Source organism: Methanobrevibacter sp., assembly GCF_045220775.1.
In the GTDB taxonomy this organism is placed as follows: Archaea; Methanobacteriota; Methanobacteria; order Methanobacteriales; family Methanobacteriaceae; genus Methanocatella.
Genome location: NZ_JBGUWC010000127.1, coordinates 1 through 12331, shown reverse-complemented (window position 1 = coordinate 12331; position 12331 = coordinate 1). Strand labels below are relative to the sequence as shown.

Sequence of the window (12331 nt, the reverse complement as noted above, 5' to 3'; positions counted from 1 at the left end):
ATGAATTTTGAATTTTCTTTTGTAGGATTAGTCTTTTTAGTCATGTTGTTTGTTCCGAATATAATTTGGAGTAAATATCAACCTATTGATTATTCTTCTAGAACTGAAAATAGGATTTTAGTTATTTTTGAAAGAATCGGGCAAGTTTTGGTTGTTGTTTTTTCATTGTTTTGTGGAAATGATTTTTCTTGGCTTTTATGGATTGCAGTTATTTTGATGGTTTTGTATGAGATTTATTGGGTCAGATATTTCAAAAGTGGAAGAACTCTAAAGGATATGTATGGCAATTTTGGTTTTATTCCACTTCCAGGCGCCACACTTCCTGTTGTCGCTTTTTTCTTTTTAGGAATCGCTTCAAAAAATCTGTTTTTAATTGTATCTTCCGTAATTTTAGGAATTGGCCATATCGGTATTCATTTGAATCATAAAAAAGAAATTTAATCAATATTTTTTGGTCTATTCTACTTTTTTTATAAGTTTCCTATCAAATGTTGAATATTCGGCAATTATTTTTCATAGATAAAAAATTTAGGCATACCTAAAAATTTATATAATGCTTTCTCCAATTTTAATATATAACTAAATAACTAATGGAGGATAAGTTATGAATTTAGAAGGTGTAGAAAAAACAATGCTTTTAACATTGTATGCAAAAGCACAGCACTCTCAAGAAAAAAATCCAAAATTTTACGATAAAAAAGCAGTAGAGGTAATATCTAAAATAGACTATGATTTTACACTAGCTGATGAAGATTTATTGATGAAAACAGGCACAATTGCAAGAACAATCGTGCTTGATGAAATGGTTTCAGATTACATTAAAAAACATCCGCACTCAACAATTGTAAATATAGCATCCGGAATGGATACAAGATTTGACAGGCTGGATAACGGTCTAATCAGGTGGTATAATGTTGATTTGGAAAACTCTGCAAACTTCAGACTAAGATACCTTGAAGATGGCGAAAGGGTGACTACCCTTGCATACTCAGCAATGAATCCTGAATGGACTCAAGAGATTAAAATAAGCGGCGGAAATTTATTGTTCATTATTGAAGGATTAACAATGTATCTGAACGAAAAGGACGTTTCAGACATCTTAAAGGTAATTGATGACAATTTCAAACATTGCACACTCTTCGTTGAAATAATGCCTCCGGTTTCCGTAAAGAACACCAAGGAAAAATCTATTGAGGATACAGACGCCAAATTCATTTGGGGCCTTAAGAAAGGCAGCGAGCTATTGAGAATCAATCCAAACTTCAGATGGATTCGTGATGTTAACCTATTTAAGGGGGTGGACGTTTATAAGCCGATTGTCAGGTTATTCTCATGGATTCCGCTAATCCGAAACAGAATGGATTATATTGCTGTGCTTGAAAAATAATGTTTTTTTTCTTTTCAGATGCTCTCGGAAAAAGTATATTATAGCATACATTCAATATAATCTTAGGTGTAAAAATGAATTTTGAAGATATGAAATTTTGCCAATCATGTGCAATGCCGATGAATGATGACGATTTCGGAACCGAAAAGGATGGATCTAAAAGTGAAGACTACTGCAAATACTGCTACCAAGATGGCGAATTTACAAGTGATATCACCATGGAGGAAATGATTGACTTTTGTGTTCCAAAAACAGCTGAAGCCACTGGCATGAGCGAAGAAGAAGCAAGAAAACTGTCTGAAGAAATGTTTCCAAAATTGAAAAGATGGATGAAATAATCATCCAAACTACTTTTTTTTTAAAAAATTATCTATATTCGTGTTTAAAGTTTTTGTCATATAGCTTAGATGCATTAAAGTCGCCTGGGTCTAGGACATCTCCCACGACAATCATTGCAGTCTTTGTAATATTGGCATCTTTGACTTTTTGTGCAATATCCGCAAGGGTTCCTCTAATTATTTGCTGGTCTGGCCAAGTTGCCTTTTTGACAACTGCAACTGGGGTAGTTTCTTCGTAACCCTCAAGCAATTCATCAACCACTTTATCAATCATGCTGATTCCCAAAAAGATGCACATTGTTGCATGGTGTTTGGAAAAGCTGGCTATGCTTTCACCGCGAGGTTTAGGAGTCCTGCCCTCAGGACGTGTAATGATAACGCTCTGTGAGATTTCAGGCAATGTCAATTCGGCTTCAAGAACACTTGCAGTACCGAATAGGGAGCTTACCCCTGGAATGATTTCATATTCGATGTCATGTTTTTTAAGTTCACGAATCTGTTCAGCGATTGCACCATAGATTGAAGGATCTCCGGTATGTACACGGGCAACCAATTTGCCTTCATTGACTGCTTCGGTAATTATTGCATCGGTTTCATCCAAATTCAAGTATGCGCTATTGTGAATTTCACATCCTTCCTTTGCAGGGCATAAAACATTTTTGTTGACAAGTGAACCGGCATAAATGATTACATCAGCATTTTCGATAACTTTTCTTCCTTTGACTGTTATTAAATCAGGGTCTCCAGGACCTGCACCAACGAATATAACTTTTCCTTTCATGATTGTATTTTTTATGTCAAGTCATATTTAATAATTATGTATCAAAATTGACCTTTAAAATGAGAAAACTTTATTAATTTTAAAGATAATTAAGAAATATGGATAATAAAGGTTTAATTTCAGTTGAATACATATTTTCATTATTTATAGTTATAATTATTGCTTCAGGAATGTTATTTTATAGTGAATCAATAATTAATTCAAGTTTCAATATTGAGGATGGCATATCCCATCGCCTGATTTTGGATTATGTTGGGGGCCAAATCAGTCAAGTAAATTCAAATGGTGTTGGATATTCAAAGCATATCAAGCTGCCTTCCGATAAGGGTTATTTTGAAATAACTGTTGAAAAGTCAAAATTGACGATAGAGTATGATGGCAAAAAGGGAGAGAGCATGCTTCCGCTTTTAAACATTGATGGAAGATACAAACTGATTAGTGGGAGAAGCTATTGCATTACAAAAGCAGATGACAGAAAAATCGTGATAACATGATGGACAATAAGGGTCAGATGAGCTCAGAGCTATTGTTTTTGTTTGGAACACTAATAATCGTCCTGATGATTGCAGTTGTCTTTATTGCAGGCGAAAGCGAGCTGAACATGGCGATGAGTGCCGCCAGAAGCGGTGCAATCGAAGGACTTGCAACTTCCTCAAGCGGAATTTATTCAACTGACACTTATTGGGATTATTCCAATTCAAAAGCAGGATTATTGTATCCATATTCAGTTGAAATAGTAAACATAAGCTATTCTGAACAGGGTCATGACATTAACTATGATAAGAAACGAATCCAATTCAAGGTATATGCGAAGACATCCTCCAGATTCAACAATAAGGAACTGGTCTCAATAGGCGACAGGATTAATTATAATCTGAGAAAATCCATTGCGATTACCTTTAACTCAACATCATCAACAAACAAATTATACAATCCGGTGTTTTCACCCCATTATGTCTACACAACAGCTAATGTTAAATGGGTTTAGCCATATAAGTATAATCATGACAAGGTATGAAAAAGGAAAGGAAGTAATTGAAGGCATTCAGGAGAGATCTCTGGATGAGATATTTGGAGCAATCGATGACATCGCACCGGATATGGCAAGGTTTGTTGTTGAATTTCCATACTCAGAAATATACACACGTCCTGAAGTTGACTTGAAGACACGTGAACTGTGCACCGTAGCGGCACTGACAGTTTTGGGAACAATACCTCAACTCAAAGACCATATCGGCGCAGCATTGAATGTCGGAAACAGCCCAACTGAAATAGTTGAAATAATAATGCAGATGAGCGCTTATGCAGGCTTTCCAAAAGCAATTAATGGGATAGTGGCTGCAAAAGAAGTGTTTAATGAAAAAGGATTGCTTCCAGTGAGGGATTGAAATTTCTCAAGAGACTTTTGATTCAATAGCTTTGAAATTGCAGGATGAGTTAGCAGACATCATCAAAAACAATGTTGAGGTCAATGACTATCAGCTGATAATGTACAAATACATTTTCACCAGTGAGCTTAAAATACCTCTGCTTGATGATTTGGGCGTTGAAATTACTGAAAATTCATTTATACTTTATATCATTCCAGATGATTTGGAGTTAAATGTTTTAAGAAAATTGGATGATGTTTTTGATAGATTTAAAGCTAGTTTCATGCCGAATCCGTATAATTTGATTAAACTAAGATTTTCCTTGTGTGATTAGATGTATAGTGATGAAGAAAAGCAGCAGCTTATGGATGATTTAGTGGAAATGGAAACCTTCAAAGCCGATGTTGGCGATGAGGGAAAAATCCTGCAGGAAGACTTGAAGGAGTATTTCATCAATGGTAAAGGAGATAAGGAAGACTTAATTTTCAGATTGGAACTCTATTTTTATGCCTTTAAATTGTTCTGTAGAAAAGATATTGAAATTAATAGAAATCAATTTACATTATTTTTAAACGATTCGCTTTTGGATTGGCATTTAATTAACTTAGTTATGCAGGATCTAACTGATTTCGAATTGGAAATAGAAGCAGTTAAAGAGAATAGGGATGTATTGATCAATTTGAATTTCACTCTTCATTTCTAGATCTTAAAGATTTTACGTGCATTGTTGGTGGTAACTTCATCAACTGTGCTGATGTCAATGTCCTTTATCTTAGCTATTTTATAAACTGCATTGACAACATTGGCAGGCTCATTTCTTTCTTCTTTGGTGATAGCCAGATATGGGCTGTCAGTTTCTGTCAAAATGTAGTCCAAATCTATTTTTTTAATTAAATCCTGATGTTGTTGGGAATAGCATAGCATTGTGGAAAAGCTCATATATGCATTTCCCATGTTCATGATTCTTTTTGCGGTTTTCAAGCTTCCCCCATAACAGTGGAAAACAAAATAGGGAATATCTTCATAGTCTTGGATGATATTGACGGCTTTTTTTTCACAGTCCCTCACATGCATTACAATTGGAGCCTTATATTCATCTGCAAGATTTAAAAAACTGGTAAATATCTCTTGCTGTCTTTCACGCAATGCCTTATCGGTAACATAAAAGTAATCCATTCCAACCTCACCAACGGCAACAATGTTGGAAAGATTATCTATCAAATGCTTTTGAGCATCCTTAAGCTCTTCATCAGTTGAATTTTGGGAGCTTACCGGGTGAAAACCAAAAGTAGGATAAATGAAACCTTCATATTCTTTTGAAAGTTCCAAAACGTTTTGATTGCTGGTTTTGTCAAAACCGGATGCAACAATATAGTCAAGCTTGTCCTTTGCTCTTTTGATAACTTCCTCACGGTCACTATCAAAATCCTTAAAATCAATATGGCAATGTGTATCTATCATTTAAGTCCCGAACCTTCTGTCTCTTGCTTGATATGATCTGATTGCCCTTATAAAATCAACTTTTCTGAGTTCGGGCCATAATGTTTCGCAGAAGTACAATTCAGAGTAGGAAGATTGCCAAAGCAAGAATCCGCTTAAACGTTCTTCTCCGCTTGTTCTGATGATTAGATTCGGGTCGTCAAGCCCTCCGGTATAAAGATTTTTGCTTACAAGTTCTTCATCTACATCATCGATTGTGATTTTGCCGTCTTGCACATCTTGAATAATCTTTTTAAATGAATCAATAATCTCTAAACGCCCGTCATATCCGATAGCCAAGTTTAAAAATCTTTTATTGTAATGGGCAGTTGCATCTTCTGCTTCTTTAATAGCTTCCCTAACGTTATCAGGGAGCAATTCTGTTCTTCCAACAACTTGCACTTTAACTTCGTTTTTATGAATCTTTTCATTGTCTACAAGTTTTTTGAAGTTAATGACGAATAGTTTCATCAATCCTTCCACTTCATGTTTTGGCCTATTGAAGTTTTCTGTAGAAAAAGCGTATGCGGTAATAATCTCAATGCCCAGTTCAATACTCCAATCTAAAACTTTTTCTAAGGTGTCCACTCCCATTTCATGACCTTTTAAAACATCAGCGTTTCCTTGGAGTTTGGAATATCTTCTGTTTCCATCCATAATTATGGCTACATGTTTTGGCATTTTTTCAGGTACCAATCCTCTTGTGATATACCATTCATAAATTCTATAAAGTATGTTTTCTGCCATTAAAATCACTTTTAAAGTTGATCTAAGTCATTAGCTAGGGTTAGGCTTCTAACATAACCTTCGATACTTTGGTCTCGGCTGGTATCAATGTATATTTTATTATCCATACCAAAGGTTACTGCACCATAACTTGGCCAGGAATTAAGTAAAACTAAAGTTCTAAAAATAATGTTTCCAACTCTTCCATTTGGTGCGATTATAATGTTACAGTTGTCATTCATTGCTTTTTCAACTAAAATATAATAATTTTTGACTTCTTCAGAGGTTTTTTCTTCAATAAGTTTAGTTAATTTTTCACTTTCAGTTATTGATTTGGAAACTTCATCACCTCTTCCAAAATCGTCTTTACGTCCTTCTGCAAGTATTGCTATTTTTGGTTTTTTTCCGAGTCTTTTTAAAAAGTCTATGCAGTGTTCGACGATTTCAAATCTGTCTTCAACAGTTTCACCTTCATCAATACCGACTGGGGTTAATAAAAACTCATATTTTTCTCCATTGACGTAGGTTGCTCTTGATATATTGGGATAGTTTTCTTTTAGTTCCCTCATGATATTTGAAGCTGGAAGGGAACCACGAACGACACCATTGATTTTATCATCTAATACTGCCTTGACTAAGTCTTCATCGCGATATATAAGTTTTAAATTTGTTTTTGGGTGTTTTTCTTTAAAAATATGACAAGCTTGTATAATATTTTCGTTTTCACCAACACCAATAGCTATTGTCTTCATTAGATTATACTTTGTATTTTCATATATAAATTAATTTTTGTATTTGATTGTTAATTCTAAAATCCTATTTCTGATTAAAGTTGTCAATTGCTGAGTCAACCAATTTTATTACGGAGTCTGCTAAATCAGGATATGTGTCATTGATTGCAACGGGGATGTTGTCGCAGTAGACCACTTCCAGGCCTGCAGCTATTGCATCCTTTGTTGCAACGTCAACCGCTGCCGCTTTAAGTTCTGTCAGCATAACGTCGGCCTTATCCAGGTATTTTTTCATGTCTTCACGTAAAAGTGGCCTGTTGGATAGATGGGCTGTTGTTCCAATGACCTTGCATTTGAAGTTGCTTTCAAGATAATCAACCAGTTTGTCTTTCACATCTTCAGGTGCGGTTGTTGCAAACAGTACGTTTTTGCCGGAAATGTCATCCAATGGCTTTGGTCTGAATACTGTTGATATGACGGTTGCATCAGGATTTACTTCAGCTACAAACTCTTCGATTTGAGCAATCTTTTCATCTGAACACATTGGCTCTTCGCACATTGTCAGGATAACAAGGTCGCCAAGTCCAACCCTATATGGTCCGAAGTAGGTAGTCAGGTTTTCGATTGGCTGGTTTGCTCCGATAAGTGTTATTTTTTTATCTGTTTTGATTGGAGGTATTGCAGCTCCGCTGCCTTCAAATATGGCAAATTTGGAATCTACTTCATTAGCCAATCTTGCTCCTTTCTTCATGTTTGTCAGGAATACTTCGCCGGCCATTCCCCCGCCGCAGCGTCTGCAGCCGATGGTCAGAATTCTGCTCATTAATGCATCTTCCCAGTGATCGCTGGCGGCATGAACTCCCTTCTCGGACTGTTCAAGCAAGAATTCAGCATTGATTTCAAGCTCTTCTCCATGAACTATTTCAGGTTCTTCGGGTCCTCCTCTGCCCATAGCTATTACGCATGGCTCATAACCGTTTTTATCAATTAATCGTGATACGAAACCGGAAACTGCAGTTTTTCCAATACGTTTTCCTGTTCCAAGGATTGTGATGGATGGTTTTTCCATTATGTCGTATTGTGATGTTGGTTCGAATTTAAAGTCAGGACCTTCATAACTTATCCCTTCGTTCAATACTTTGCATGCGATTTTAAATCTTTTGGGATAATCGAGTATCGGTTCATCACTTAGATCCATCACTGTATCTGCATCGTATTTCCTAATCATTTCTACAATGATGTCATATGGAATGTCCTTGTCTTTTGCAAACTGCACAGGAATTCCTAATTTTTCGGAGTAGGAATCTTGTGATTCATCCCTGAGTTTTTCGGTTCCTCCGATAAAAACGGCGCCGATGATATCGATGTGTTCTAAATTGTTTAATGTGTCTATTGCTTCTTGAGTGACTGGCAGATAGTGTTCACCATCAACTAAACAGAGCATTTTGTTTAGGGCTTTCATGATAATTAATATAGTTCTAATGGTATATATTAACATATGAATTTTTCAGAAATTGACCTGGACCAAACACACATCCGCCTGACAACCGATTTGGAAAATCATGAGTTGAAAATGTATATTTTTTCAATTAGGAGGGATTTGAAAAACTATATTTTAAAAAATGAGGACTTTTTATTGTCAATTGATCCCATTAAAACTGATGATGATTTGCCTTTGATTGTCAAGACAATGGTCACTTCTTCTTCTATTGCTGATGTCGGGCCAATGGCATGTGTTGCGGGTACAATTTCCGAGCTGTCCTTGAATTATCTGATTGGCAATGATTCCAAGTATTCCATAGTTGAAAATGGAGGGGATATTGCATTAATCAATGATGAAGATGTTTTATGTGGAATCTATTCAAATAATCATGTTTTGGGAAATGATATCGCATTTAAGATTAATGCTCGAAAGAAACCTCTGGGAATCTGCACTTCATCCGGCAAGATAGGCCATTCCATCAGCTTCGGCGAGGCGGATAGCGTAACTGTAATTTCAAATTCCTCTTCAATAGCTGACGGTCTAGCAACAAGAATTGCAAATGAGGTTAAAGGTGAAACCAGTGAAGACAAGCTTTCAAACGCTTTGGAGTGCTGTGAAAACTATAGGGAATTTTTCGAAGGGGTATTGATTATTTCGCAGGATTATGTGGGAACTGTCGGAAGGTTGCCGAAAATTGTCGAGACAGATGAGTTCGATGTCAAGGTATCGAATGGTTAAAGTAATGATTAATAAAAATATATTTCAATATCACTTTCCGCATTTTAATTAATCTCATTTTTCAGATTCTTTCATCAACGAGTAAAATCTTTAATTGTATTTTGTTAAATCTATCTGCACTTGTTAATTAATGTCAAAATTGAACTGCAATTATAAAAAATCTCCATTTTACCAATCTAAAATTTAAAAATTCAGAATTTTGTTAGAAAAATATAACAAGTAATCTATTTCGAATGCAAAATTTAAATATGATTAGTTATTAAATATTAGTTTATAGAAAAAAGAGTTATTTGTTTAACTAACATGAAATTAGTTAATGGGTTAGATATCTATGTATAAGGACGAAATGATACAATTACACCAATTCTTAGTATATGTTTTAAAATATTTGGCTGAAGATGACCAAATCAGGAATGATTGCAGTGAATATATTACACTAAAGATAAGCCCACACCATATTCATAAGACAAAGGCAGAACATAAGCATGCCATTTTTGTTTTATGTAAAATAATCTCTCAGGTAATAGCCGAAAAAGAGGATAATTGTATTCCTGAAAATGTTCGCAACTCACTTTCTGATTTAGTGGTAAGATCCGTAAATGAAATTAATGCAGATTAATTTCATTACTTTTTTTTATTTTTTTTTCTATTGATATAACGCCCTTTTATTTTTGATTAAAAAGCATTCGTTAATAATATTTAAATACTTTATTTGATTACTTATTATTTGATAAATTAAATTTGCATGAGTGATATTTTTGAAATCATTTGAATTTTTATCCAAAAAAAGAGAAGAAAAACCTAGAAATTGTGGCCTAACAATGGTTTTGGACAAAGGATTAGGTCTTGAAACTGCAGACAGCCTAATGGATATTTCCGGAGAGTATGTCGATTATCTTAAATTCGGTTGGGGAACTTCAATCGTACATGAACAGGATATAATCAAGGCTAAAGTCGAAATGTATAGTAATCATGACATAACTCCATATACCGGAGGAACATTATTTGAATTGGCATATAAAGCGGATAAATTAGAAGAATTCTTTGCCGAAGCCCACAATTTGGGTTTTCCGGCAATTGAAATTTCAGATGGTTCAACCAAAATATCCCATGAAGACAAACTGGAATGCATCAGACTGGCTAAGGATGACGGGTTTGAAGTATTGTCAGAAGTAGGCAAGAAAGACCCGACTTTAGATAAGGAACTAACTATAGATGAGAGGATTTCACAAATGAATGACGAGCTGGATGCAGGTTCATCATTGATTATTGTGGAAGCCCGCGAAGGCGGAAAGAACATCGGAATCTTTGATAGTGCAGGCAAGGCAAAAGAGGATGAAATCGACGTTATCGTTGAGGAAATTGACAATAAAAGAATTCTGTGGGAAGCTCCGAATAAGGACCAGCAAGTATTTTTCATTTTAAAATTTGGCAACACAGTTAATTTAGGAAATATCTCAAGTGATGACATAACTTCTCTTGAAACCTTAAGAAGAGGTTTAAGGGGAGATACATTAGGAAAAATTTAAGGATGTATTCAATTGACTAATAATCGCAGTATCGACGAAATAAATCAGAAAATTAACGACGGTGAAGCTAATATCTATACAGCCGAAGAATTCAAAAAGCTCATTAGAAGCGATAATGCACCAAGTTTTGAGGAAGTTGATGTGGTGACATGCGGTACCTGCGGGGTAATGAGCGGAACGGCCGCCATTTTAAACTTTATAATTTCACCTCCAGGCGAATTCATAAGGGCCAGGGAGGTTTATTTAAATGGGGTTCCGGCTTATGCAGGGCCATGTCCGAATGAGTGGCTGGGATCAGTCGACGTTATAATCTATGGAACTGCACATTCAATCCATGATGAAAGCTATGGTGGTGGATTCTTATTTAAGGACCTGCTTGAAGGAAAAGAAATAGATGTAAGGGTCGAAAGCGCAGACGGAAAGACCATTGAAAACACAATAACAATGGCTGATGTCACAAGAGCGCAAATCATCGGTTCAAGGATGGCATTTAAAAATTATACTGCATTCACAAACCCAAACAAGGAAGAGGTTTCATCAATTTTTGCTGCAACGCCGCTTGAGGGAAACTTGAGAGGCCTTACATTTTCAGGATGTGGAGATTTGAACCCTCTTCAGAATGATATATCTCAAAATGTAATAAAAGAAGGAACAAAAGTCCTTTTAAATGGAACTCAAGGTTATATTTTAGGCAATGGAACAAGGTCAACTGCTGAAAAACCGAACCTGATGCTGTCAGCAGACCTTACAGAAATGGATCCATACTACATTGGAGGATTCAAGACAGGTCAGGGCGGAGAAGTTTACGATACTGTAGCCATTCCAATACCTGTATTGACAGAGGAGATTTACAATAACCTACTTGTAACCGATGATATGGTCGACATTCCAGTGTCTGACATTAAGGGACGTCATTTGCCACTTGATGAAACAGATTATGGCAAGCTATGGGGAAATTATGACTTGAGGCCAAGATATGATGATTCAAACTGCTTGACCTGTGATAAATGTGCAGTGGAAGGCATCTGTCCGACAAATGCATTTTCCAGAGGAAGATTAAACCTCACATATTGTTTCGGCTGTGGGATGTGTGCAAATTACTGCCGCCACCAATCATTCAGGATGAATACCGGAAGCGTTGATTTGAAAATCAATGGAAAAGATGTCAACGTTCCGATAATATGCAGACAATCCGATAGGCTAAGGGCTAATAAATTATCATTGAAATTAAAGAAAATGATTGAAAATCAAGAGTTTAGATTATAGGTGGTTATATGCAAAAGATTACTGATTCACCGATTGACTTTGCAGAACAAATCATTTGTGATGTCAAAAACTCAAAAGAGGAAGGAGTTTTGAAATGTGTACAATGTGGAATGTGCACATCAACCTGTCCTGCAGCACGCCATTCCGATTACAATCCAAGGAATATCATAGAAAGGGTATTAGAAGGAGATATGACAATCCTTGAAGATGAATGTATCTGGAACTGTTTCTATTGCTATACCTGCCACAGCGTATGCCCTGTGGGAAACAGCGTATGCGAAGTCAACCAGATTCTAAAGCAGTTTGCCATAAAAAACGGAATTGGATACGATAAGCTTTACGAATATATGGGTTTTGCAGATTCATATTTTACGGCGGCCATTGGTGCTATTCCGGAAATATTTTTCGCAGATATAGACCGTGACGTTCCTGGATGGTGGGAATTTAGGCAAAATCTGGATGAAATCAGAAAAGAATTGGAATTGGACCCTCCATTGATGCCG

General features: G+C 35.9%; 18 protein-coding genes. 13 read left to right on the top strand and 5 right to left on the bottom strand.

Features of this window, described 5'->3' with window-relative positions; genetic code table 11:
* The 3 genes from ACJROP_RS08520 (at window position 1) to ACJROP_RS08510 (ending at window position 1725) form a co-directional block, all read left to right on the top strand.
* Window positions 1–441, top strand: a complete 441-nt coding sequence (locus tag ACJROP_RS08520; protein WP_406535045.1) for a hypothetical protein — start codon at window positions 1–3, stop codon at window positions 439–441.
* Between the two features lie 163 nt (window positions 442–604).
* Window positions 605–1387 (top strand): class I SAM-dependent methyltransferase, encoded by a 783-nt coding sequence (locus tag ACJROP_RS08515; RefSeq protein WP_406535044.1) that lies wholly within the window; start codon window positions 605–607, stop codon window positions 1385–1387.
* 74 nt (window positions 1388–1461) lie between these two features.
* Window positions 1462–1725, top strand: a complete 264-nt coding sequence (locus ACJROP_RS08510; RefSeq protein ID WP_406535043.1) for a zinc ribbon domain-containing protein — start codon at window positions 1462–1464, stop codon at window positions 1723–1725.
* A gap of 28 nt (window positions 1726–1753) precedes the next feature.
* On the opposite strand, the gene cobM is transcribed toward ACJROP_RS08510, so the two are convergent.
* Window positions 1754–2506, bottom strand: a complete 753-nt coding sequence (gene cobM, locus ACJROP_RS08505; protein WP_406535042.1) for a precorrin-4 C(11)-methyltransferase — start codon at window positions 2504–2506, stop codon at window positions 1754–1756.
* Between the two features lie 98 nt (window positions 2507–2604).
* On the opposite strand from cobM, the gene ACJROP_RS08500 reads away from it, so the two are divergent.
* From ACJROP_RS08500 to ACJROP_RS08480, 5 genes are read left to right on the top strand one after another with little or no spacing between them, the layout of a single operon-like run.
* Window positions 2605–3000, top strand: coding sequence for a hypothetical protein (locus ACJROP_RS08500; protein WP_406535041.1), 396 nt, complete (start codon window positions 2605–2607; stop codon window positions 2998–3000).
* Window positions 2997–3494: a hypothetical protein gene (locus ACJROP_RS08495; protein WP_406535040.1), complete on the top strand. Its 498-nt coding sequence runs from the start codon at window positions 2997–2999 to the stop codon at window positions 3492–3494. The genes ACJROP_RS08500 and ACJROP_RS08495 overlap by 4 nt, the downstream gene beginning before the upstream one ends.
* Before the next feature lie 16 nt (window positions 3495–3510).
* Complete coding sequence (locus ACJROP_RS08490; RefSeq protein ID WP_406535039.1) at window positions 3511–3894, top strand: carboxymuconolactone decarboxylase family protein; 384 nt, start codon at window positions 3511–3513, stop codon at window positions 3892–3894.
* A gap of 31 nt (window positions 3895–3925) precedes the next feature.
* Complete coding sequence (locus tag ACJROP_RS08485) at window positions 3926–4210, top strand: hypothetical protein (protein WP_406535038.1); 285 nt, start codon at window positions 3926–3928, stop codon at window positions 4208–4210.
* Window positions 4211–4579 (top strand): hypothetical protein, encoded by a 369-nt coding sequence (locus tag ACJROP_RS08480; protein WP_406535037.1) that lies wholly within the window; start codon window positions 4211–4213, stop codon window positions 4577–4579.
* On the opposite strand, the gene ACJROP_RS08475 is transcribed toward ACJROP_RS08480, so the two are convergent.
* The 4 genes from ACJROP_RS08475 to ACJROP_RS08460 form a co-directional block, all read right to left on the bottom strand.
* Window positions 4576–5337: a TatD family hydrolase gene (locus tag ACJROP_RS08475; protein ID WP_406535036.1), complete on the bottom strand. Its 762-nt coding sequence runs from the start codon at window positions 5335–5337 to the stop codon at window positions 4576–4578. The two genes, ACJROP_RS08480 and ACJROP_RS08475, sit on opposite strands and share 4 nt — an antisense overlap.
* Window positions 5338–6102, bottom strand: a complete 765-nt coding sequence (uppS, locus tag ACJROP_RS08470) for a polyprenyl diphosphate synthase (RefSeq protein WP_406535035.1) — start codon at window positions 6100–6102, stop codon at window positions 5338–5340.
* A gap of 11 nt (window positions 6103–6113) precedes the next feature.
* Window positions 6114–6833, bottom strand: coding sequence for a methanogenesis marker protein Mmp4/MtxX (mtxX, locus tag ACJROP_RS08465; protein WP_406535034.1), 720 nt, complete (start codon window positions 6831–6833; stop codon window positions 6114–6116).
* A gap of 64 nt (window positions 6834–6897) precedes the next feature.
* Window positions 6898–8274 carry a 2,3-diphosphoglycerate synthetase gene (locus ACJROP_RS08460; protein WP_406535033.1) on the bottom strand — a complete coding sequence of 459 codons (1377 nt, stop codon included), beginning with the start codon at window positions 8272–8274 and terminating at the stop codon, window positions 6898–6900.
* A 36-nt stretch (window positions 8275–8310) separates the two neighbouring features.
* On the opposite strand from ACJROP_RS08460, the gene ACJROP_RS08455 reads away from it, so the two are divergent.
* The 5 genes from ACJROP_RS08455 to hdrC form a co-directional block, all read left to right on the top strand.
* Entirely contained in the window at window positions 8311–9033 is a 723-nt protein-coding gene (locus tag ACJROP_RS08455) for a UPF0280 family protein (protein WP_406535032.1), read from the top strand.
* Window positions 9034–9364: 331 nt separating this feature from the next.
* Window positions 9365–9652 carry a UPF0058 family protein gene (locus tag ACJROP_RS08450; protein WP_406535031.1) on the top strand — a complete coding sequence of 96 codons (288 nt, stop codon included), beginning with the start codon at window positions 9365–9367 and terminating at the stop codon, window positions 9650–9652.
* 139 nt (window positions 9653–9791) lie between these two features.
* Window positions 9792–10562, top strand: coding sequence for a phosphosulfolactate synthase (gene comA, locus ACJROP_RS08445; RefSeq protein ID WP_406535030.1), 771 nt, complete (start codon window positions 9792–9794; stop codon window positions 10560–10562).
* A gap of 12 nt (window positions 10563–10574) precedes the next feature.
* A complete protein-coding gene (locus ACJROP_RS08440; protein WP_406535029.1) occupies window positions 10575–11828 on the top strand; it encodes a methanogenesis marker 16 metalloprotein in 1254 nt (417 codons plus the stop codon).
* Window positions 11829–11836: 8 nt separating this feature from the next.
* Window positions 11837–12331 (top strand): ferredoxin:CoB-CoM heterodisulfide reductase subunit HdrC (gene hdrC / locus ACJROP_RS08435; protein ID WP_406535028.1); only part of this gene is annotated, 495 nt, incomplete at its 3' end.

Bases quoted from the DNA above. Each gene is read 5' to 3' on its own strand.
- ACJROP_RS08520 (WP_406535045.1), top strand. From the start codon at position 1: ATGAATTTTGAATTTTCTTTTGTAGGATTAGTCTTTTTAGTCATGTTG.
- ACJROP_RS08515 (WP_406535044.1), top strand. From the start codon at position 605: ATGAATTTAGAAGGTGTAGAAAAAACAATGCTTTTAACATTGTATGCA.
- ACJROP_RS08510 (WP_406535043.1), top strand. From the start codon at position 1,462: ATGAATTTTGAAGATATGAAATTTTGCCAATCATGTGCAATGCCGATG.
- cobM (WP_406535042.1), bottom strand. From the start codon at position 2,506: ATGAAAGGAAAAGTTATATTCGTTGGTGCAGGTCCTGGAGACCCTGAT.
- ACJROP_RS08500 (WP_406535041.1), top strand. From the start codon at position 2,605: ATGGATAATAAAGGTTTAATTTCAGTTGAATACATATTTTCATTATTT.
- ACJROP_RS08495 (WP_406535040.1), top strand. From the start codon at position 2,997: ATGATGGACAATAAGGGTCAGATGAGCTCAGAGCTATTGTTTTTGTTT.
- ACJROP_RS08490 (WP_406535039.1), top strand. From the start codon at position 3,511: ATGACAAGGTATGAAAAAGGAAAGGAAGTAATTGAAGGCATTCAGGAG.
- ACJROP_RS08480 (WP_406535037.1), top strand. From the start codon at position 4,211: ATGTATAGTGATGAAGAAAAGCAGCAGCTTATGGATGATTTAGTGGAA.
- ACJROP_RS08475 (WP_406535036.1), bottom strand. From the start codon at position 5,337: ATGATAGATACACATTGCCATATTGATTTTAAGGATTTTGATAGTGAC.
- uppS (WP_406535035.1), bottom strand. From the start codon at position 6,102: ATGGCAGAAAACATACTTTATAGAATTTATGAATGGTATATCACAAGA.
- mtxX (WP_406535034.1), bottom strand. From the start codon at position 6,833: ATGAAGACAATAGCTATTGGTGTTGGTGAAAACGAAAATATTATACAA.
- ACJROP_RS08460 (WP_406535033.1), bottom strand. From the start codon at position 8,274: ATGAAAGCCCTAAACAAAATGCTCTGTTTAGTTGATGGTGAACACTAT.
- ACJROP_RS08455 (WP_406535032.1), top strand. From the start codon at position 8,311: ATGAATTTTTCAGAAATTGACCTGGACCAAACACACATCCGCCTGACA.
- ACJROP_RS08450 (WP_406535031.1), top strand. From the start codon at position 9,365: ATGTATAAGGACGAAATGATACAATTACACCAATTCTTAGTATATGTT.